Annotated in this window: 17 protein-coding genes; 5 read left to right on the forward strand and 12 right to left on the reverse strand. The window is 69.2% G+C overall.

The genetic code is table 11. From position 1 onward, the window contains the following. Nucleotides 1-1,101, reverse strand: a complete 1,101-nt coding sequence (locus FHU35_RS20610) for a DUF4192 domain-containing protein (protein ID WP_145742216.1) — start codon at nucleotides 1,099-1,101, stop codon at nucleotides 1-3. A gap of 191 nt (nucleotides 1,102-1,292) precedes the next feature. After that, on the reverse strand, nucleotides 1,293-3,074 hold the full coding sequence (locus FHU35_RS20615; RefSeq protein WP_145742218.1) for a Xaa-Pro dipeptidyl-peptidase: 1,782 nt from the start codon (nucleotides 3,072-3,074) through the stop codon (nucleotides 1,293-1,295). Nucleotides 3,075-3,225: 151 nt separating this feature from the next. Between FHU35_RS20615 and FHU35_RS20620 the strand changes: the two genes are divergently transcribed. Beyond that, nucleotides 3,226-3,519 carry a hypothetical protein gene (locus FHU35_RS20620; protein WP_145742220.1) on the forward strand — a complete coding sequence of 98 codons (294 nt, stop codon included), beginning with the start codon at nucleotides 3,226-3,228 and terminating at the stop codon, nucleotides 3,517-3,519. Here FHU35_RS20620 and FHU35_RS20625 read toward each other — a convergent pair. Continuing rightward, the gene (locus tag FHU35_RS20625) at nucleotides 3,506-4,246 is read right to left on the reverse strand and encodes an SDR family oxidoreductase (RefSeq protein WP_145742222.1); all 741 of its coding nucleotides are present in this window, start codon (nucleotides 4,244-4,246) and stop codon (nucleotides 3,506-3,508) included. The two genes, FHU35_RS20620 and FHU35_RS20625, sit on opposite strands and share 14 nt — an antisense overlap. A 198-nt stretch (nucleotides 4,247-4,444) precedes the next feature. Between FHU35_RS20625 and FHU35_RS20630 the strand changes: the two genes are divergently transcribed. Further along, nucleotides 4,445-5,722 carry an aspartate aminotransferase type Ic gene (locus FHU35_RS20630; protein ID WP_145742224.1) on the forward strand — a complete coding sequence of 426 codons (1,278 nt, stop codon included), beginning with the start codon at nucleotides 4,445-4,447 and terminating at the stop codon, nucleotides 5,720-5,722. 139 nt (nucleotides 5,723-5,861) lie between these two features. Here FHU35_RS20630 and FHU35_RS20635 read toward each other — a convergent pair whose 3' ends face one another. The 3 genes from FHU35_RS20635 to FHU35_RS29995 all read right to left on the reverse strand — a co-directional run bounded on the left by FHU35_RS20635 (nucleotide 5,862) and on the right by FHU35_RS29995 (nucleotide 10,086). Then, a complete protein-coding gene (locus FHU35_RS20635) occupies nucleotides 5,862-8,684 on the reverse strand; it encodes a vitamin B12-dependent ribonucleotide reductase (RefSeq protein WP_145742226.1) in 2,823 nt (940 codons plus the stop codon). A 176-nt stretch (nucleotides 8,685-8,860) separates the two neighbouring features. Beyond that, nucleotides 8,861-9,352: a transcriptional regulator NrdR gene (gene nrdR / locus FHU35_RS20640; protein ID WP_145742228.1), complete on the reverse strand. Its 492-nt coding sequence runs from the start codon at nucleotides 9,350-9,352 to the stop codon at nucleotides 8,861-8,863. A 260-nt stretch (nucleotides 9,353-9,612) separates the two neighbouring features. Next, a complete protein-coding gene (locus FHU35_RS29995; RefSeq protein WP_246110448.1) occupies nucleotides 9,613-10,086 on the reverse strand; it encodes a LysM peptidoglycan-binding domain-containing protein in 474 nt (157 codons plus the stop codon). Between the two features lie 248 nt (nucleotides 10,087-10,334). On the opposite strand from FHU35_RS29995, the gene lexA reads away from it, so the two are divergent. After that, nucleotides 10,335-11,045 (forward strand): transcriptional repressor LexA, encoded by a 711-nt coding sequence (gene lexA / locus FHU35_RS20650; RefSeq protein WP_145742230.1) that lies wholly within the window; start codon nucleotides 10,335-10,337, stop codon nucleotides 11,043-11,045. Nucleotides 11,046-11,158: 113 nt separating this feature from the next. On the opposite strand, the gene FHU35_RS20655 is transcribed toward lexA, so the two are convergent. The 4 genes from FHU35_RS20655 to miaA form a co-directional block, all read right to left on the reverse strand. Further along, the gene (locus FHU35_RS20655) at nucleotides 11,159-12,187 is read right to left on the reverse strand and encodes an SdiA-regulated/phytase-like domain-containing protein (protein ID WP_246110449.1); all 1,029 of its coding nucleotides are present in this window, start codon (nucleotides 12,185-12,187) and stop codon (nucleotides 11,159-11,161) included. After that, entirely contained in the window at nucleotides 12,177-13,607 is a 1,431-nt protein-coding gene (hflX, locus tag FHU35_RS20660; RefSeq protein WP_145742661.1) for a GTPase HflX, read from the reverse strand. The genes FHU35_RS20655 and hflX overlap by 11 nt, the downstream gene beginning before the upstream one ends. Before the next feature lie 166 nt (nucleotides 13,608-13,773). Next, nucleotides 13,774-14,616, reverse strand: coding sequence for a diaminopimelate epimerase (gene dapF, locus FHU35_RS20665; protein ID WP_145742232.1), 843 nt, complete (start codon nucleotides 14,614-14,616; stop codon nucleotides 13,774-13,776). A gap of 10 nt (nucleotides 14,617-14,626) precedes the next feature. After that, nucleotides 14,627-15,538 (reverse strand): tRNA (adenosine(37)-N6)-dimethylallyltransferase MiaA, encoded by a 912-nt coding sequence (miaA, locus tag FHU35_RS20670; RefSeq protein ID WP_222429440.1) that lies wholly within the window; start codon nucleotides 15,536-15,538, stop codon nucleotides 14,627-14,629. Nucleotides 15,539-16,271: 733 nt separating this feature from the next. Here miaA and FHU35_RS20680 point away from each other — a divergent pair. After that, complete coding sequence (locus tag FHU35_RS20680; RefSeq protein WP_145742238.1) at nucleotides 16,272-17,597, forward strand: DUF349 domain-containing protein; 1,326 nt, start codon at nucleotides 16,272-16,274, stop codon at nucleotides 17,595-17,597. A 129-nt stretch (nucleotides 17,598-17,726) separates the two neighbouring features. Here the strand turns inward: FHU35_RS20680 and FHU35_RS20685 are convergent, their stop codons facing one another. Next, nucleotides 17,727-18,170, reverse strand: a complete 444-nt coding sequence (locus tag FHU35_RS20685; protein ID WP_246110450.1) for an Rv2732c family membrane protein — start codon at nucleotides 18,168-18,170, stop codon at nucleotides 17,727-17,729. Beyond that, on the reverse strand, nucleotides 18,167-19,651 hold the full coding sequence (miaB, locus tag FHU35_RS20690) for a tRNA (N6-isopentenyl adenosine(37)-C2)-methylthiotransferase MiaB (RefSeq protein ID WP_145742242.1): 1,485 nt from the start codon (nucleotides 19,649-19,651) through the stop codon (nucleotides 18,167-18,169). Before miaB ends, FHU35_RS20685 begins: the two co-directional genes overlap by 4 nt. Nucleotides 19,652-19,942: 291 nt before the next feature. Between miaB and FHU35_RS20695 the strand changes: the two genes are divergently transcribed. After that, nucleotides 19,943-20,671 carry an amino acid ABC transporter ATP-binding protein gene (locus FHU35_RS20695; RefSeq protein ID WP_186459548.1) on the forward strand — a complete coding sequence of 243 codons (729 nt, stop codon included), beginning with the start codon at nucleotides 19,943-19,945 and terminating at the stop codon, nucleotides 20,669-20,671. The last annotated feature ends 25 nt before the right edge of the window (nucleotides 20,672-20,696 follow it).

The following is a 20,696-nucleotide window of genomic DNA, read 5'->3' on the forward strand; positions in this document are numbered from 1 at the left end:
TCAGCAGGATCCGTCCTCGCCGAGCATGAGCTGGACGTCGTCGACCGAGTGCCGGGCGATGGCGGCCAGCTCTGCGGGCGGGATCCCGGCATCCATCGCCCGGCGAAGCATGCGGGCGAGGTTGTGCCCGGGCTTGACCTCACCGATGCGTTCCAGCGCGACGCCCGCCAGAGCACCCTCGCCGCGCACGTAGGCCGAGAACGCCAGCAGCGCCGCGACCTCGACCAGCTCCGGCTCGGGCGACTTGCGCACGAGCGTCAGCCAGAGCTCTTCGGCAGGACGCGCCAGCTCGGTCAGCGAGAGGGCCATGACGATGTCCCGGATCTGCACGTCCGACACCGCCCGAAGCACACCGAGCAGATCGTCCTCGGTGAGCGCCGAGCCTGCCGCGATGCGCTGAACGGCGCCGAAGACCTTGCGCAGGTCTTCGGTGACGCGTGACGGATCGTAGGAGTCGATGGCGTCCTCGGTCAGCGCGTCGAGCTTGGCCGACCAGCGGCTGATCACCTCCGCTGATTCGGGCGCCACGAGTTCGCGCAGTTCTTCCCTGCTGCCGAAGGTCACCGATCCTTCGGCGGCCATCACCGCCCCCATCTGGGATTCCTTCGGGTCCGCGACCACGCCGCGGCAGTCCTCGTCGTAGTAGCAGCGCCACGGCTCGCCGACCTCGACCTTCGGCACGTGCAGCGCGTGCGCGATCGCGATCCCGGACCGCAGCAGCGTTGTCCGGGCGCTCTCGATCAGGTCGAACATCGGCGGGTCGCAGTCGGAGTCGGTCTCGTCCGCCTCGTGGCACAGACTCCCGCAGCTCTCCGGGCAGGCCGAGCGGTTGGGCTTGTCCCCGACCACGACCATGATCACGGCTTCTGCGTTCTGCATGCTCAGCGGCCCTGCGAGCAGGAAATCACCGAACGCGCAGGCCCTCGTCGGACATGGCAGGTCGACCCGCATGGTCATCCCGAACCTCGGAGTCGCCGTCAGGTCGTGCAGCGTGACCAGGACGAAGGAGTCGGTCGGGTGGAAGCCGAGCATGTGCGGGAGCGCGGCGAGCACGTCGCCGGGATCGCTCATCGAGACCTCGTCGTTCAATCGCGTTGTCATGACTCAACGATGAGGACGAGAACCCCTTCCGCGAAACATGGTTCGCAAATCTGTGGACAGATTTGTCCGATGTGGATGGTCAGCGGCCGAGACCCCGGAGACCACCCCCGCCAGCGACGACCGATCGGGCCAATTCCCTCACTCCATCGGGGATCACCGCCCGCAACAGCACCCGCTCTCGTGAAACTCCGTCACGAAATCCTTCCGACGACCGGCACGGAAAGCGTGCTTCGGGCGAGATCCAGCTGCAATCCGGCCCCCGGATCGGGACGCAGGGTGAAGTCGTGGTCGCTGGAGAGCACCACGACGCCCAGCCGGTGCCCCGGCGCGAACACGTAGTCGTCGGGCTGCATGGCCACGTTGATCGGGTAGGTCTGACCCGGCTCGATCGGCGTGGTCCGGTCCAGCGCCTCCCGGTTCTGCGGGTCCGCCCAGCCGCGGGTGACCACCGAGACCGAACCACCCGGCGCCTGGTCGACCAGCAGAGCCGTCACGTTGGCGGCCGGTCGGTCGAAGGCGAGCGCCAGCTCGGCCCGAACCTCCCCGCTGACCCGGGCTTCCTCCGCGAGCGGCTCGGTGAAGTAAGCCAGCCTGTTCGGCGAGCTCGGCGCAGCCGCGAGGTCTTCGGCCAGCTGACCGGAGTCGTCGGTGAGACCTTCCACCACCTGCTCCGCCGGACGCTCAGCGCTGAGCCCGCCTCGTTGCGGCCCACCGGCCGTCGGGCGCAGCACCGCCTCAGCCGCACCCGGAGCGGGCCACTCGGCCTCCTCCACCCAGCTTCCGTCCTCGCGCTGGATCGTCGCGCGCGGCTCCTCCTCGACGCCGTTGGGCACCTGGTGGAGGTAGCGGGTGAACCAGCGGTTCAGCGTCCGCAACCACTCCTGCTCGCGCAGCTTGATCGGATCGGTGTGACCGGACTGGTGCCACCAGATCTTGTGCGGGACGTCGTGCTCCCGCAGCGCCCGGTACCACTGCGCGGCCTGGCGCGTCTTGACGTTCCAGTCGTTGAGCCCGTGCACCGACAGCACTGCCGCGCGCACCTGACCGACGTCGTCGAGGTAGTTGCGCTCGTCCCAGAAACCGTTGTCATCACCGGTGATCCGGTCCTGTTCGGCCGTGATCCCCTCGATCACCGGGCGGCACGGCTCCCGGTCCGCACGGGTGTGGACGTACTTCGCGAGCACGTCGGCGTCCTCACCCTGGTAACCGCCGGGTGCCACCACCGCTCCGTCGGTCCGGTAGTAGTCGTACCAGTTCGAGATCGCCCCGATCGGCACGATCGCTTCCAGGCCCTCCACCCCCGTGGAGGCGACCGCGTTGGGCAGGGTCCCGTTGTAGGAGACGCCCATCATGCCGACCTTCCCGGTCGACCAGTGCGCCTCGACGGGTGCGCCACCGGCGTCCTTGCCCGGGGCGCGCCGGTTGAGCCAGTCCACCACCGACTTGGCGCCGATCGTCTCGTTCTCGGCCCCGGTGGTCGGGCACCCCGTGGACTCGCCGGTGCCCAGCGATTCGGCGTAGACCACCGCATAACCCCTGGCCAGCAGGTACTGCTCGTAGGCCCAGTCGATCTCGGCCGCGACCGCGATCCGCTCATCCCCCGCTGCACCGCGCATCGTCCGCGGCCCCGCCTGCTCGGGCACGAACAGCTCGGTGTCCACGTTGTGGTTGGGCACGTCGTTGCCGCCGGAGAAGTACGGGCTGGCCTGGTACACGACCGGGACCCGCAGCCCCTGGTCGGACTCCTTCGGCCGCACGACCTGGACGTGCACCCGGTCCTGCCGGCCGTCGTGGTCGCTGTCGACCGGCGCGGTGACGAACAGGTCCTCGCGCACCGCGGCAGCCGGGTCGAACACCGGCTGCGCCTCGCCATCGGAGAACACCGGCCCCTGCGGCGGTTGAGCCGCGGCCGTGGACCCGACCAAGGGCAAGGCGATGATCGCTGCGAGCAAACCTGTCCGAACGCGCCGCATGCAGGGCTCCCGAAGCTGGAAGAGGGACGACACCGGCACTTTTCTTAGCGCGAAATCGGAAGTCAATCACCACTGCGGCGGGTTCCCGCCAGAACCACCCGTGCGGCAGTAAGGTCGAGGCATCGCACACCGGAACCAACGAGGAGTCCGCATGTCGATCCCGTCCAGCCTGCTGACCTCGGCCGGGTTGATCGGTGGCTTCGCGGTCGCTCGCGCCTCCCAGCACCGGCACTGGGGCGGAGTCGTGGCGGCAGGCGCCGGTCTCGGCGCGATGGAGATCTGCCGACGCCGTGCAGGCGTGCTCCCGGCACTGGCCCTGGGCACGACCTACGGGACGGCGCTGGCCGGTTCACACCCGCTGGCGAAGAAGATCGGTGCTTGGCCGTCGGTGTTCGCCGTGACCGCGGCGACCGCGACGGCGGCCCACCTGCTCAGCCGGCGCTGAGGAACTCGTCGAAGGTTCCCCGCCCCACCGCCTGCTCCGGGGCGAGGTTGGCGCCGGAGCGCAACGCCCGGAAGACCGCACCCGGCGGGCGGAGCCTCACCACGCGACGCCGCAGACCGCGCGCCTCGAAGTAGGCCCTGGTCAGGTCCTCGTGGTCGCGGATCTCCGGGCCACCCATGTCGGCAACGCGACCCGCCGGATCCCCGCAGGCCAGTGTCGCCAAACGTGCTGCGACGTCGTCGACCGAGATCGGCTGGAAGCGCACGCCCAAAAGCGCCGCCACCACCGGCGAACGGCTCTGCAGGGAGCTGATCTTGGCGATCAGGTCGTGGAACTGCGTGGTGCGCAGGATCGTCCAGGGCGCTCCGGCCTCGACCACGATGCGTTCCGCCTCGAGCTTCGCCCGGTAGTAGGACAGCGGAACCCGGTCGATGCCGACGATCGAGATGTAGATCAGGTGCGGGCGAGAGGCCCGACGGGAGCACTCGACGAGGTTCCGGGTGATCTCCACGTCCTTCCCGCTGTTGGTGGTAGCGCAGTGCACGATCACGTCCGCGCCGGACACCGCGGACTCGACGCCCCGCCGGGTGCGCAGGTCTCCGACGGCGCGACCCGGCCCCGGTCGGCGGCTCAGCGCGGTCACCTCTTGCTCCGTCTCCCGCAGTCGTCGCACGAGCGCACTGCCGAGCGTGCCGGTCCCACCGGTCACCAGGATCTTCTTGGTCACGTTTCGCCCCTCCTCGGTGTTGTCGTCGAGTGGACGAGACCGGCGAGTCGAACGTGACACCGTGACCTGCGCACTCGCGTGATCCACCTCATACCCGACACGCGCGGCGTTGCCTTGGTCGCAGGTCGTGGGCGCAGAGCCCGGTGCAAGGACTAGGCTGTTTGCAGCTCGTTAACCGACACGGCGAAGGAACAACCGGTGCCTGATCCAGCTTCATCCCTTGAAGAGCTGACCGCCCAACGCGACCGCGCCCGCCAGGAGTTCGCAGATCTCGCGGCCCGCGGCCTGAAACTGGACATCACCCGGGGGAAGCCGTCGCCGAAGCAGCTCGATCTCTCCGACGGGCTGCACGAGCTCTCCAGCGGAACTGACGCGAACGGCGCCGACCTGCGCAACTACGGCGGGCTCAACGGCCTGGTCGAGCTACGCGAGATCTTCAGCGACGGCCTGCAGGTGCCGGTCGACCAGCTGCTCGCCGCGGGAAACTCCAGCCTGGAACTCATGCACGACGCCCTCGTCTTCGCGCTGCTCAACGGGGTTCCCGGTGGCACGCAGCGATGGGTCTCCGAGCCGGAGATCGTCTTCCTCTGCCCGGTGCCCGGCTACGACCGCCACTTCGCGCTGTCGGAGCGGCTCGGGATCAAGATGATCACGGTTCCGATGACGCCCGACGGCCCCGACATGGACGTCGTCGAGCAGCTGGTCGCCGAGGACTCGCGGATCAAGGGCATCTGGTGCGTCCCGAAGTACAGCAACCCCGACGGGGCGGTGTACTCCGACGAGACCGTGCGACGCCTCTCCACGATGAGCACGGCGGCTCCGGACTTCCGGATCTTCTGGGACAACGCCTACGCGGTGCACCACCTCACCGACGACGAAGCCGAGATCGCCGACCTGCTCGCGCTGTGCGCCGAGAACGGCAATCCTGATCGCGCCTTGGTCTTCGGGTCCACCTCGAAGATCACTTTCGCCGGTGCCGGCGTCTCGTTCTTCGGCTCCTCGCCGGCGAACATCGAGTGGTGGCTGGCCTCCACGTCCAAGCGCAGCATCGGCCCGAACAAGGTCAACCAGCGGGCCCACGCCCGGCTGCTCCGCGACGCCGAAGGCCTCCGGGAGCACATGCGCAAGCACGCCGCGCTGATCCGGCCCAAGTTCGAAGCCGTGGACAAGATCCTCAGCGCCGAACTCGGCGGTACCGGCCTGGCGAAGTGGAGCAACCCGGCCGGCGGCTACTTCATCAGCCTGGAAGTCCCCGAAGGCTGCGCCAAGGCCGTCGTCGCCAAGGCCAAGGAAGCGGGTGTCGCCCTCACCCCTGCCGGTTCGACCCACCCCTACGGGGACGACCCGACCGACTCGGTGATCCGCATCGCCCCGACCTTCCCGGAACTCGCCGACGTCGAGGCCGCCACCGCGGGTCTCGCCGTCTGCGTGCGGCTCGTCGCCACCGAGAAGCTCCTGGCGGAGAAGCAGTCCTGACCTGAGCACGACGATGAAGGCCGGTGCGGTTCCTCGTGAACCGCACCGGCCTTCGTCGTCGCCATAAGCGGTGCGAAGAAGTCCGGGGCGGGTGCGCGTCGCGCACCCGCCCCGGACTTCGTTCATTCAGCGCTCAGGCTCAGCTGCAGCCCGAGGTCGAGCCGCAGCCCTCGCAGAGGTAGCAGGAGCCGGACGGACGCATCTTCGTGCCGCAGGTCATGCACAGCGGCGCGTCAGCGGCCTTGCCCAGCTGGAGCTCGAGCAGCTCGGTGGAGCTACCAGCGCGGACCTCGTCCTTGGACTCGGACTTCTCGGCCCTCGAGTAGTCCACCGTGGACCGCATCGTGTCCAGGTCGACGTTGTCGGTGCCCTGAGCCGGTTCCGTGTTGTTGACCTGAGCTTCCCGCTCGTCGACCGTGAAGATGCCCAGCTGGGCGCGCTTCTCGTACGACAGGTAGTCCAGCGCCAGGCGGCGGAACAGGTAGTCCAGGACGCTGCTGGCCATCCGGATGTCCGGGTCGTCGGTCATGCCGGCGGGCTCGAAGCGCAGGTTCTGGAACTTCGCGACGTAGAACTCCAGCGGGATGCCGTACTGCAGGCCCACGGAGATCGACATCGAGAACGCGTCCATCACACCGGCCAGGGTCGAACCCTGCTTGCCGAGCTTGACGAAGATCTCGCCCAGCCCGTCGTCCGGGTAGGAACCGGCGTGCAGGTAGCCCTCGGCACCGCCAACGGTGAACGACACCGTCTGGCTCGGGCGCTTCTTCGGCAGGCGCTTGCGGACCGGGCGGTACTCGATCTGCTTCTCGACCGCCTTCTCCGACTCGGCCTTGTCGCCCTTGCCCGCGGACAGCGGCTGGCCGACCTTGCAGTTGTCGCGGTAGATCGCCAGCGCCTTCAGGCCGAGCTTCCAGCCTTCGAAGTAGAGCTCCTCGACCTCTTCGACGGTCGCCGCCTCCGGCATGTTCACCGTCTTGGAGATCGCGCCCGAGATGAACGACTGCACCGCGGCCATCATCCGCACGTGGCCCATCGGAGCGATCGAGCGCTCGCCCATCGCGCAGTCGAAGACCTCGTAGTGCTCCTGGCGCAGGCCCGGCGCGTCCACGACGTGCCCGTGCTCGGCGATGTACTCGACGATCGCCTCGATCTGCTCTTCCTGGTAGCCCAGCGACTGCAGAGCGCGCGGCACCGTCTGGTTGACGATCTGCATCGAGCCGCCGCCGACCAGCTTCTTGAACTTCACGAGCGCCAGGTCGGGCTCGACACCGGTGGTGTCGCAGTCCATCATCAGGCCGATCGTGCCGGTCGGAGCCAGCACCGACGCCTGGGCGTTGCGCCAGCCGTTGCGGTTGCCGATCTCCAGGCCCTGCTGCCACACGCTCGTGGCCAGCTTGTGCACGGCCTTGTCGTTGTGGTGGTAGGTGCGCACCAGATCGTTGGCAGCGGCGTGCTTGCGCATGACGCGCTGGTGGCCCTCGGCGTTGCGGGCGTAGCCCTCGTAGGGGCCGACGACACCGGCGAGCTCCGCCGAGCGCTTGTAAGCGGTACCCGTCATCAGCGAGGTGATCGACGCCGCGAGCGCGCGACCGCCGTCGGAGTCGTAGGCGTGGCCGGTGGCCATCAGCAGCGCGCCGAGGTTGGCGTAGCCGATGCCCAGCTGGCGGAACTTGCGCGTCGTGACGCCGATCGACTCGGTCGGGAAGTCCGCGAAGCAGATGGAGATGTCCATCGCGGTGATGACGAACTCGACGGCCTTCTCGAACAGCTCGGCGTCGAAGGTCAGGTCATCGCGCAGGAACTTCATCAGGTTCAACGAAGCCAGGTTGCAGCTGGAGTTGTCCAGGTGCATGTACTCCGAGCACGGGTTCGACGCGGTGATCCGGCCCGTCTCCGGCGAGGTGTGCCAGTCGTTGATCGTGTCGTCGTACTGGATGCCCGGGTCCGCGCACTCCCACGCCGCCTTGGCGAGCTTGCGGAACAGGTTCCGGCCCTTGACGGTCTCGATCACGTCGCCGTCGGTGCGGGAGCGCAGCCCGAAGTCGTTGTCGCTCTCGACCGAGCGCATGAACTCGTCGGAGACGCGCACCGAGTTGTTGGCGTTCTGGTACTGCACGGAGTTGGCATCGGCTCCGCCGAGGTCCATGTCGAAACCGGAGTCCCGCAGCGCGCGGATCTTGTGCTCCTCGCGCGCCTTGGTGTCGATGAACTCCTCGACATCGGGGTGATCCACGTCGAGCACGACCATCTTGGCCGCGCGACGGGTGGCGCCGCCCGACTTGATGGTGCCCGCCGAGGCGTCCGCACCGCGCATGAAGGAGACCGGCCCCGAAGCGGTGCCACCGGAGGACAGCAGCTCCTTGGAGGAGCGGATGCGGGACAGGTTCAGACCGGCGCCGGAACCGCCCTTGAAGATCAGGCCCTCTTCCTTGTACCAGTCGAGGATCGACTCCATCGTGTCGTCGACCGACAGGATGAAGCAGGCCGAAACCTGCTGGCGGGAGCTGGTTCCCACGTTGAACCAGACCGGCGAGTTGAAGCTGAAGACCTGGTGCAGGAGCATGTAGGTCAGCTCGTGCTCGAAGATCTCCGCGTCGGTGTCGGTCGCGAAGTAGCCGTTCTCGACGCCCGAAGCGACGTAGGTCTTCACGACCCGGTCGATGAGCTGCCGCAGGCTGCTCTCGCGCTCCTCGGTACCGACAGCACCGCGGAAGTACTTGCTGGTGACGATGTTGACCGCGTTCAACGACCAGGAGTCGGGGAACTCGACCCCGCGCTGCTCGAAGTTGACCGAACCGTCCCGCCAGTTGGTCATCACCACGTCGCGGCGTTCCCACTTGACGTCGTCGTAGGGGTGCACCCCCTCGGTGGTGTAGACGCGCTCGACCCGCATGCCCTCGCGGGCATCTGCTTCCGGCTCCCCCGCTGCGCCGGCCGGGCTACCGACGGTCTCTGTCATGACCTGCCCCTTTTCCTTCTTCATCGCTCGCTCAGTCACTCGTAGCGTTTCGTCGGCCCCGTCCGGGCTCCCCGTCCGGTTCGGTCGTGACCCTGTCTTCTTCGTCGTCCCCGCCCGGGACGACGGGCCTTTCGCGCTTCCGCCCCCACTGCGGGACGCGCGCCGTCGCGGCTTGCTCAACCGCCGCACTCCACGTCTAGTCGTTCGCCGTCCTGCGGGATCTCCCTCGCTGCCCGCAGGTCGACAATTTCCTTCTCGAAGTCCTCCACCGAGGAGTACGCGCGGTAGACGCTCGCGAATCGCAGGTAGGCGACTTCGTCCAGCTCCCGCAGCGGCCCGAGGATGGCCAGCCCGACTTCGTGGCTGGGCAGTTCGGCAACTCCGGAGGACCGGATCGCCTCCTCCACCTGGTGGGCCAACTGCTGCAGCGCGTCCTCTTCTACCGGGCGCCCCTGACAAGCGCGGCGCACCCCGGTCACCACCTTCTCCCGGCTGAAGGGCTCGGTGACGCCCGACCGCTTCACGACCGACAACACCAGTTCTTCAATGGTCGTGAATCGACGACCGCACGACGAGCACGACCGTCGGCGACGGATCGCCTGGCCGTCCTCCACTTCGCGCGAGTCCACGACCCTGGAGTCATCACCGCGGCAGAACGGGCACCGCACCGGGCATGCACCCCCCTTCCCCCTGAGCGGCCGCCGCCCGGGATCACACCGGGCGCGACCAGTACGCCCACGGGGTACCCAGAGGGCCAGAGGCCCAATCTATGGACTAACCACATGGACGTAACTACTAGATGTTGTGGTCGACTCTAAACCCGCGCCAGACCGCGTTGCAAACCGACACACCCGTTTCGCCCGCCCGGATGACGCACCCCCTGCGCCAGCTGCGGAAACCCAGCGAACCACAACATCTTGGGGTTCGGTCAGCTGTCGACCGGCACCACCAGGAACCGGCCCGCCTCAGCGGAAGCCGCCCCGAGGCCGTTCAGCTCGACGATGCGGTCGACCGCCGAACGCGGGTCCGCGTCGGGCGCCATCCGCGTCGCGATGCCCCACAGAGTGTCCCCCGTTCGCACCTGCACCACGGCGGTACCTCCCGTCACCGGCGCGTCGCCCGACCCGAAGAGCCCCAGCAGCACCACGACCAGGAAGGTCGCCGCACCCACGCCGGCCAGCACCAGCCACTCGCCGAGTCTGCCGGTCTCGCGGGCAGGCCCTGCGCACGATCTGGCCACCCGGCCCCGCCCCCGGTCAGCGGCCTCGAGCACCCGGCCGTGCGAGCGGCGCTCATGGACCCGGCGGCGCGGCGACACGATCGGCTCGACTTCCGGCTCAACGGCGAGCGACTCCCGCTCAACCGGTCGAACCCGCCGTACTGTGTCGATGAACGTGGTCATGTCGCCTCCCGCGCGGAACGATGATCGAAAGGTTGTTCGATCGAACCTCCGTGCGATTGTGTACCAAGAGTGGCCTTCAACGCGAGACCCGGGCCGAAAATTAACTCGAACAGGTGTTTGATCTCCGTGTTTCTCGCGTCTACTGTGGAAAGCGCGCGGCGGGCAGCGGTGACCGGCGACCACGACCGGGGGCGGCATCTCGCTCGACGCAGACCAGCACCGCAGTTCACACGGATCAGGAGGCAGCGGTGGCGAGCAATGCGACCGGCTCTATCGGGGGCCGCGTAAACGACATCAAGGACTCCCCTGCCGAGGTGGACAGCGTGCCAGAACAGGCCACCGCGGCGGAGGAGCTCAGCGACCGCCAGCTGAAGGTGCTCGACGCCATCCGGGAGTGGATGAGCGAGCACGGTTATCCACCCAGCGTCCGGGAGATCGGCGACGCCGTGGGCCTCACGTCGACCTCGTCCGTCGCCTACCAGCTGCGCGTGCTGGAGCGGAAGGGCTTCCTGCGCCGTGACCCGCACCGGCCGCGCACGGTGGGCGTGCTGGTCGGTGGCGAGCCGGACAACGAGCCTCAGACGAAGCCGGCCTACGTGCCCGTCGTCGGCCGCATCGCCGCGGGCGGCCCCATCCTGGCCGAGGAGTCCATCGAGGACGTCTTCCCGCTGCCGAAGGAGATCGTCGGAGACGGGACGCTCTTCCTGCTGAAGGTCGTCGGCGACTCGATGGTCGACCTGGCCATCACCGATGGCGACTGGGTCGCCGTGCGCCAGCAGCCAGATGCCGACAACGGCGAGGTGGTCGCGGCGATGATCGACGGCGAGGCGACGGTGAAGACGTTCAAGCGCACCGACGAGCACGTCTGGCTGATGCCGCACAACTCGGCCTTCGAACCGATCCTCGGCGACGACGCCCAGATCCTGGGCAAGGTCGTCGCGGTCCTGCGTCGCCTCTGAACGCCCGTCCCAGCAGTCGTTGCGCGTGCGCGACGGCGCACGCGCAACCGCGCGCCGGTTGGCGTGATGTCCGGTCGCGCGAGCAGCACCGGATGCGGGTTCGCGGTGTGCGCTCAGGCGCGCCTGCGCCGCCAGCCGATGAAGTAGAGCAGCACGGCGGCGCAGACCCCGGCGAACAGCAGCGCCCGTCCGGTTGACATGCCCTCGTCCTCATTCGCGGGCTGAGCCTGGTCGGCCCCGCCTGGGGCCGCAGGTTGGTCGGCGGGAGTCGATGCCGCCGGGTCGCCGTTCGCTCCGGAGATCCGGCGGACCGGTTCGTTGCCTTCCGAGCCCGACAGCAGGCCTCCGCCCGGTTCCCAGGCGATGGCCTCGCCCTGCTCCTCGTCGGGAAGCGGGATCCGCACCGGTTCGCTCTTGAGGGCTTCCAGCACGTCGCCGTTCGGCGAGCGGTAGACGTAGGCCTCGGTGTAGGTGCGCAGGGCAACCAGAGTGCCATCCGCGCTCACCGAACCGCCCGTGACCAGGACCGAGCCCATCGATCCGTCGAGCGGACCGCCCGGCGTCTTCGTCGTCCGCAGAGACACCGAACCGACCCGCTCCATCGGGACGGTGCGCTGCGGGTCCAGCGGCTGCGCGGGCCGGTAGACCCCGGCCCAACCGAGAGGCTCCTTGGTGACGACGTAGGGCACGCCGGTCCGGTCCAGCAGCAGCGCTTCGGCGTCGTGCGGGCTGTCCGGATAGGACATCCGGTAGATCGCTGAGCCACCGCCCGCGGGGAGCACGTGCAGCGCGACGTCCTTGCGCTTGTGCCGGTTGTCGCCGGTGTCGGCCAGCCACAGCGCGCCGTCCGGCGCGAGCGCCAAGTCCTCCACGTCGTAGGGATCGTTGTCCCCGACGCGCTCCGAGCGGACCTCGCAGGTCCGCGGGTCGAGCTCGAACGCTCGCACCGCGGACCCGCTGTCGCTGACGGCCCACCAACTGGCGCCGTCCGAAACCAGGCCGGAGAGCTCGGAGAGTTCCGAGTCCTCGACCGTGCACAGCTCGACAGGCGCCGACTGAGCGCTCGCGGGCACGCCGAAGAGGATCGTGCACGCGGCGAGCAGTGCGGCCCCGGTCAGACCGCGGGCTCGGTCAGGCCGCACCGTGCGCCGCGAACGGTTCGATCAGCGAAGCGAGGTCGGGACGGACCTTGGCCTGGATCCGAGTGCCCTCCGGGGTGTGCTCCTCCACGACGACCTCACCGTCGTTGTGCAGCCGCGCCACCAGGTCGCCCCGGGTGTAGGGGATCAAGGCGTCGACGAACACCTCCGGACGCGGGAGCCGGTCGGCGATGATCTCGCGCAGGCCCTCGATGCCCTTGCCGCTGTGCGCGGAGACGAACACGGCCTCCGGCAGCAGGCGGCGCAGTTCGGCCATCCGAGTCGCGTCCACCGAGTCGATCTTGTTGACGACGAGCAGCTCCGGCGGCATGTCCGAGTGCTCCTCGGAGATCTCGCTGAGCACCTCGCGCACCGCGGCGACCTGCTCGTGCGGCGACCCTTCCGAACCGTCGACGACGTGGACCAGCAGGTCCGCGCTGGCGACCTCCTCGAGGGTCGAGCGGAACGCCTCGACCAACTGGTGCGGGAGGTGCCGCACGAACCCGACGGTGTCGGTGAGCGTGTGCGGACGACCCTCCGGGGTGACCGCCTTGCGCGTGGTCGGGTCCAGGGTCGCGAACAGCGCGTCCTCGACCAGAACCCCTGCGCCGGTCAGCGCGTTGAGCAGGCTGGACTTGCCCGCGTTGGTGTAGCCGGCGATGGCGACGCCGGGAACCTCGTTGGCCTCGCGACGGCTGCGCTTGGTGCCGCGGACGGTCTTCATCGCGGCGAGCTCCTTGCGGAGCTTGCTGATGCGCTTGTGGACGCTCCGGCGGTCGGTCTCCAGCTTGGTCTCACCTGGGCCACGGGTGCCCACGCCGCCGTTGGCGCCCGCCCGGCCACCGGCCTGACGGGACATCGCTTCACCCCAACCGCGAAGCCGCGGCAGGAAGTACTGCAGCTGAGCGAGCTCGACCTGCGCCTTGCCCTCCTTGGAACGGGCGTGCTGGGCGAAGATGTCGAGGATCAGCGCGGTGCGGTCGACCACCTTGACCTTGAGCTTCTCCTCCAGCTGCCGGAGCTGACCGGGCGAGAGCTCACCATCGCAGATCACGGTGTCGGCGCCGTTGGAGGCGACGAGGTCGCGCAGCTCGCGGACCTTGCCGGAGCCCACGTAGGTACCCGGGTCCGGCCGGTCGCGCCGCTGGATGATGCCTTCGAGCACCTCCGAGCCCGCGGTCTCGGCGAGGCGGGCGAGCTCGGCCAGCGACGCGTCCGCGTGCTCGGCGTCGCCTTCGGTCCAGACACCGACGAGCACCACGCGCTCCAAGCGGAGCCGCCGGTACTCGACCTCGGTGATGTCCTCGAGCTCGGTGGACAGACCGGAGATGCGCCGCAGAGATGCGCGCTCCTCCAGCTCCATCTCGCCCGTGGAGGGTTCGCTTCCGGCCAGGATCGGTTCGAATTCGGCGTCGGCTGCCATGTCCTGGTCCAGCGCGGCGTCGTTGTCGAGCTCTGGGGATGCGGTCAAGGAATCTCTCATATCACCTTCATTGTCCCACGCAGCGCGACTCATTATCGGGCACTGCGCTCTCCCGGACCTGACCGCGCAGCGCTGAGCTGCGAAGTCAGGTTCGCCGACGAGGCCGTCACGGGTTCTGCCACCACTCGGACGCCAACCTGCCGCTGCCGACCAGCACCGCCGGGCCGGTCAGGGTGGACCCGCTGGCGGTGATCTCGACCTCGACGGTACCGCCCGGGATGTGCACCAACCGGCGACCGGTGGTCTGACCTGCGGCGTGCAGCGCGGCGGCGGTCGCGGCGACCGTGCCGGTGCCGCAGGAGCGGGTCTCGCCCACGCCGCGCTCGTGGACCCGCATCCGCACCTCGTCGTCGTTCACCGGCTGGACGAACTCGACGTTCACGCCGTCCGGGAACAGGTTCGGGTCGTGCGGCGGGGCGACGGTCAGGTCGAGCAGGTCGAGCTCGTGCTCTCCGACGCAGGCCAGGTGGGGGTTGCCGACGTCGATCGCGACGCCCGGGAACGACGTCCCGGCCACGGTGGTGGTGGACTCGCCGAAGATCTTGGCCTGTCCCATCTCGACGGTCACCCGGCCGTCGGCGTGGGTGCGCACCGGGCGGACACCCGCACGGGTGCCGATCGCCAGTTCCCCCTGCTCGGCCAGCCCGGACTCGACGAGGTAGCGGGCGAAGACTCGCACCCCGTTGCCGCACATCTCGGCGATCGACCCGTCGGCGTTGCGGTAGTCCATGAACCACACGTCGTCCGGGACGTCGGCGGGAGCGCCCGGCAGGTCGCCCGCGCGGATCACGCGCAGCACCCCGTCGGCGCCCAAGCCCCGCTGCCGGTCGCACAGCGCGCGCACCCGATCATCGGTGAGCTCCAGCTCACCGCTCGGGTCGGGCAGGATGACGAAGTCGTTCTGGGTCCCGTGGCCCTTGGTGTACTCGGGTCCTCCGAAGGCGTGCACGTCACCCAGTCTACGTAGTCAGCAGGGCGAGGACATCGTCGGCGAGCGAGGGGGTGGCGGCGTCGAACCAGGTGATGCGTTCGTCGCGGCGGAACCACGAGCGCTGCCGTCGCACGAAGCGACGGGTCAGCCGCGCGGTCTCAGCGGCAGCGGCGGTCATGTCGTCGGCGCCGTCGAACTCGGCGAGCACCTGCTGGTAGCCCAGCGCGCGGCTGGCGGTGCGGCCGTGGCGCAGGCCCTTCTCCTCCAGGTGGCGCACCTCATCGGCGAGCCCTGCGTCGAACATCCTGGTCACGCGGCCGTCGACGCGGTCGTCGAGGTCTTCGGCCGGTCGGTCCAGGCCGACCAGGACAGCGCCGTAGCGAGGCGGTCCCGGGGTGGGCAGGTTCGCGGAGAACGGCGCACCCGTGATCTCGATGACCTCCAACGCCCGCACGATGCGGCGCCCGTTGCTGGTCAGGATGGACTCCGCAGCGGTGGGGTCGAGCTCGGCGAGCTTGCGGTGCAGCGCGACGGGACCGAGCTCGGCCAGCTCGTCCTCGTACTTTTGCCGCACCTGCGGATCCGTGCCCGGGAACGACAGGTCGTCGACGACGGCCTGCACGTAGAGGCCAGAGCCACCGACCAGGATCGGGGTGCGACCACGGGCGAGCACGTCTTCCGCGGCTGCGCGAGCCTCCCGCTGGTAGGCGGCCACCGAGGCCGTCTCGGTGACCTCGAGGACGTCGAGCTGGTGGTGCGGGACGCCTCGCCGCTCGCCGACCGGGAGCTTGGCGGTGCCGATGTCCATCCCGCGGTAGAGCTGCATCGCATCGGCGTTGATCACTTCGCCGTCGAGCCGCTCGGCGAGCTGCAGGGCGAGGTCGGACTTGCCGGTCGCGGTGGGGCCGACGACGGCGACGGGACGCGGGGAGGAAGACACGTCCAGAATCCTAGGAGGACGCCGCGGTGATCATCGTTCCCCGGTGCGGGCCCGGAGGACGCCGCTGACTTGCGATCAGGTCGACGACCTGCGAGTTCACCCTTCCAGGTGCCCTGAGCGACCACGCCGGGTAGCGCCCCTCCGCCGGGCGGCCCTGGACCGCGTCGCCGAGCCGGACCTGGGCGGCCGGAGCTCCGCCAGACCGGCGGCGGTGCCCGAGCTGAATCGGATAGGGCCGGAGGGATCTGCGCCAACGGCCACCCATTCGGCGCTCGAATCCGCCAGACTGGACACGGCGCGCGAACAGGCGCCCCGCAGCCGCCCGGTTCCCGGGTCGGACCGCACGGTCCGCGCAACGACCGGCGGCGGCGGGTACGGCACAACGGCGCGCGGGTGGTCATGCCCGTGCGCGGTACGAGGTCACGGGCGAGTTGGCTGGAGCAGGTGGCCGCGCAGTGCGGCGGGACGGGTCGATGCGAGGCATCGGCACCCTGCTCGCTGCTGCCGCACGGGTGACCGATGACAATGAAGCCGTGCAGGTCACGAGGCTCCCAGGTTCCAACCGGGCACCGATTCGGTCATGGAGTACCGAATCGGCCGTTGACCTGTTTGAATGCGCCAGCGGAGGCCGGACCGCTCGACGGTCCGGGCCGACGCTTGCTGGGCCCCGCCGATGCGGGGCGCCCGTGCTGGCCACGGGCATCGGAGCGGGCACGCAAGGAGGAACCCGGCCATGACGCACCAGGACACGACCCCCGAGTCGGTCGCCAACAAGGCGGTCGCGGACTCGACCACGAGCAACACCGGGTCACCCGCGGTCGCGCCCGCAGTACCGAAGGCGTCCGCGGATCCGTCCCGGTGGGGACGGGTGGATGCCGACGGCACGGTGTACGTCAGCACCGCCGACGGTGAGCGGGCGATCGGTTCCTGGCAAGCCGGCGATGCGACCGAAGGTCTGGCCCTCTACGCGCGCAAGTTCGACGACATGGTCACCGAGGTCGAGCTGCTGGAGACCCGGCTGGGCACCCACGCGGGCGAGCCGAAGCACACCCTCACCAGCGCCAAGCACCTGCAGGAGGCGTTGCCCGAGGCCGCGGTGATCGGTGATCTCGCCGCGCTCGACGCCCGCATCCAGCACCTGCTGGCGCGCGCCGAGGAAGCCGTCGAGGGCGCCAAGCACGAGAAGGAGCGCGCCCGCGCCGAGGCCATCGCCCGCAAGGAGGCGCTGGTCGCGGAGGCCGAGGAGATCGCTCACGAGGCGACGCACTGGAAGTCGGCCGGCGACCGGCTGCGCAAGATCCTCGACGAGTGGAAGAAGGTCCGCGGCGTCGACCGCAAGACCGACGAGCAGCTGTGGCGGCGCTTCTCCAAGGCACGTGACGCGTTCAGCCGCCGTCGCGGCTCGCACTTCGCCGAGCTGGACCGGCAGCGCGCGGCTTCCAAGTCCCGCAAGCAGGAGCTGGTCGAGGAGGCCGAGGCGCTCACCGAGTCCAGCGAGTGGGGCGACGCCGCCAACCGCTACAAGCAGCTGATGGCCGAGTGGAAGGCCACCGGCCGCGCGCCGAAGGACAGCGACGAAGCGCTCTGGCAGCGCTTCCGCGCCGCGCAGGACCGGTTCTTCAGCCGTCGCTCGGAGGCGTTCTCCGAGCGCGACGCCGAGTTCGCGGCTAACGCCAAGATCAAGGAAGAACTGCTGGTCGAGGCCGAGCAGATCGACCCGTCAGCGGATCTGAAGACCGCGCAGTCGCAGCTGCAGCGGGTGCAGGAGCGCTGGGACGAGATCGGCAAGGTGCCGCGCGAGCGGATGCGCGAGCTGGAGGGCAGGTTGCGCGGCGTCGCCGACAAGGTGCGCGACGCGGCCGACGCCCAGTGGCGTCGCACCGATCCGGAGGCTCAGGCGCGCGTTGATCAGTTCCGCGAGCGCGTCGAGCAGTTCGAAGCGCAGGCGGAGAAGGCGCGCGCAGCGGGCGACGAGCGGCGCGCGAAGAAGGCCGATGAGCAGGCGGCCCAGTGGCGCGAGTGGCTGCAGGCGGCGGAGCAGGCGATCGCCAGCCGCTGATCTGCGGAGACGAGGACGCCCGCGCCGAGGTCGGTGCGGGCGTCGTTCTGCTCTGGTGGTGTTGGTCTGAACTGTCCGGGCGAAACGGACATGATCATGGGACGGTTCGGACCACAACTGCCGCCGGCCTCAGTCGCGGGACCAGACGATGCGCATCCACTGGATCGCCAGCACCGCCATGCACACGACCGCGAGCACGAGACCGAACCCCGGACCCGTGTGACCGCTGGTCTGGCGGGACCAGATCGCGATCATGCCTTCGAAGGTGACCACCAGTCCGGCGACACCTGCCAGGAAGGCCGCACCCCAGCGCCGCGTGATCAGGGCCAGCGCGCCGAACCCGAGGCCGACGATCGTGGAGTTGATCGCGAACAGCCTGGGCAGCAGACCCACCTTCAGCGTGGGGTCGGTCTGCCCGGTCAGCACTTCCCAACCGGGGCTGCCGCCGGCCCACGGAAGCAGGGCGCTCACCACGAGCACCAGCATCACCGAGGCGATGATCAGCGCCTTCCTGCCCGGATCGAACTGCCGCAGCACCTCACCGCGCTGCTCGACGTCCTGCTCCTCGCTCAACACGCACATCCCTGCTGCGCCGACGGCTCCGAGGCCGGGGCACCGATGGAGGGCAACCCGAGGCTGACCCCGGAGGTCTTCGGCCGCACGCCCTCTTCCCAGTGATCGCCGGCGCGGGTCCGGCGGTGACCCGTGATGTCGGCGTCGGCGACCAGGTGGTGCGGAGCGGCGCGGGTGATCGTGGTGCGCACGAGATCGCCGGGCCGGATCTCGCCGTCGAGCGCACCGGTGGGGGTGAAGTGCACCAGGCGGCCGTCGCGCGCGCGGCCGGACAGCCGGTGGGTCTCGGCGTCCTTGCGGCCCTCGCCCTCGGCCACCAGCAGCTCGACCTCGCGGCCGACGATCTTCTTGTTCTCGTCCCAGGAGATCTCGTTCTGCAACGCGACCAACCGCTCGTAGCGCTGCTGGACGACCTCCTTGGGCAGCTGCTCGGGCATGTCCGCGGCGGGCGTGCCCGGGCGCTTGGAGTACTGGAAGGTGAAGGCGCTGGAGAACCGAGCGCGCCGCACGACCTCCATCGTGGCCTCGAAGTCCTCCTCGGTCTCCCCCGGGAAACCGACGATGATGTCGGTGGTGATGGCCGCTTCCGGCATCGCCGCGCGCACCTTGCCGACGATGTCGAGGAAGCGCTCGCTGCGGTAGGAGCGGCGCATCGCCTTGAGGATCCGGTCCGAACCGGACTGCAGCGGCATGTGCAGCTGCGGGCAGACGTTGGGCGTCTCGGCCATCGCCTCGATGACGTCGTCGGTGAAGTCGCGCGGGTGCGGCGAGGTGAACCGGACGCGCTCCAGTCCGTCGATCTCACCGCAGGAGCGCAGCAGCTTGCCGAAGGCGTAGCGGTCGCCGAACTCGACGCCGTAGGCGTTGACGTTCTGGCCGAGCAGGGTCACCTCGAGGACGCCCTCGGACACCAGCGCCTCGACCTCGGAGAGGACCTCGCCGGGCCTGCGGTCCTTCTCCTTGCCGCGCAGCGCGGGCACGATGCAGAAGGTGCAGGTGTTGTTGCAGCCCACCGACACCGAGACCCAGCCGGAGTAGGCGGAATCGCGGCGGGCCGGGAGCGTGGACGGGAAGACGTCCAGCGACTCCAGGATCTCGACCTCGGCCTCCTGGTTGTGCCGCGCGCGTTCCAGCAGCGTCGGCAGCGAGCCGAGGTTGTGAGTGCCGAAGACGACGTCGACCCAGGGCGCCTTCTTGACGATCGTGTCGCGGTCCTTCTGCGCGAGGCAGCCGCCGACGGCGATCTGCATGCCCGGGTTGATGTCCTTCTGCGGGCGCATGTGACCGAGCGTTCCGTACAGCCGGTTGTCGGCGTTCTCGCGCACGGCGCAGGTGTTGAACACGACCACGTCGGGCGGCATCTCACCGCCGGTCTCGGCCCGCGCGTACCCGGCGTCCTCCAGCATGCCCGCGAGCCGCTCGGAATCGTGCACGTTCATCTGGCAGCCGAAAGTGCGGATCTCGTACGTCTTCGTGCTCACCGTTCCACGGTAGCGCCTGGTCAGATCCCCGATTCACCCGCCCGGAACGACGAGCGAGCAGCAGATACCCGACCTCGCCGATTACGGAACGCAACCGGCGTTCCAGGACTGCCGACGCGATGAGTGGCCAAGCGGACGAAGCCCGCTCCGTTGCGTAACGGATTTGAAACAACCGATCCATCCCAAGCACTGGACTCCGGAGCCACAGCAGGCTTAAGTTTCCGCCAACGAAATCCGCAAAACCGACTCATTCGGGAGCACTGAATGACCGCAGCCCCCACGGACGTTCCGATGATCCGGATGTCCGCGGTCGACAAGTTCTTCGGGTCACTGCACGTGCTGCGGTCGATCGACCTCGAAGTGCCCAAGGGACAGGTCGTCGTGGTCCTGGGCCCCTCCGGTTCCGGCAAGTCCACGCTGTGCCGGGCCATCAACCGGCTCGAACCGATCAACGGCGGAACCATCGAGATCGACGGTGTTCCGCTCCCGGCCGAGGGACGCGCCCTGGCGGAGCTGCGCGCCGACGTCGGCATGGTCTTCCAGCAGTTCAACCTCTTCGCGCACAAGACGATCCTGGAGAACGTCACGCTCGGGCCGATCAAGGTCCGCGGGCAGAACCGGGACGAGGCGCAGCGCGACGCGATGAAGCTGCTGGAGCGCGTCGGCATCGCCGACCAGGCCGCGAAGTACCCGGCGCAGCTCTCCGGTGGTCAGCAGCAGCGGGCGGCGATCGCCCGCGCGCTGGCGATGAAGCCGAAGGTCATGCTCTTCGACGAGCCGACCTCCGCGCTGGACCCGGAGATGGTCAACGAGGTGCTCGACGTGATGACCGGCCTCGCCGATGAGGGCATGACGATGGTCGTCGTCACGCACGAGATGGGTTTCGCCCGCCGCGCCGCGCACCGCGTGCTGTTCATGGCCGATGGCGAGGTCGTCGAGGACGGCCAGCCCGAGAAGTTCTTCGCAGAGCCGAAGAGCGAACGGGCCAAGGACTTCCTCGGCAAGATCCTCACCCACTGAGTGTCACCACCATTGCACAGAGAGG

It is taken from the genome of Saccharopolyspora dendranthemae, from assembly GCF_007829955.1.
Lineage (GTDB): Bacteria > Actinomycetota > Actinomycetes > Mycobacteriales > Pseudonocardiaceae > Saccharopolyspora > Saccharopolyspora dendranthemae.

Coding starts and splice junctions, on each gene's coding strand:
- FHU35_RS20610 (WP_145742216.1), bottom strand. CDS start 1,101: ATGACAACGCGATTGAACGACGAGGTCTCGATGAGCGATCCCGGCGAC.
- FHU35_RS29995 (WP_246110448.1), bottom strand. CDS start 10,086: ATGACCACGTTCATCGACACAGTACGGCGGGTTCGACCGGTTGAGCGG.
- FHU35_RS20635 (WP_145742226.1), bottom strand. CDS start 8,684: ATGACAGAGACCGTCGGTAGCCCGGCCGGCGCAGCGGGGGAGCCGGAA.
- FHU35_RS20695 (WP_186459548.1), top strand. CDS start 19,943: ATGATCCGGATGTCCGCGGTCGACAAGTTCTTCGGGTCACTGCACGTG.
- FHU35_RS20615 (WP_145742218.1), bottom strand. CDS start 3,074: ATGCGGCGCGTTCGGACAGGTTTGCTCGCAGCGATCATCGCCTTGCCC.
- FHU35_RS20620 (WP_145742220.1), top strand. CDS start 3,226: ATGTCGATCCCGTCCAGCCTGCTGACCTCGGCCGGGTTGATCGGTGGC.
- hflX (WP_145742661.1), bottom strand. CDS start 13,607: ATGGCAGCCGACGCCGAATTCGAACCGATCCTGGCCGGAAGCGAACCC.
- FHU35_RS20680 (WP_145742238.1), top strand. CDS start 16,272: ATGACGCACCAGGACACGACCCCCGAGTCGGTCGCCAACAAGGCGGTC.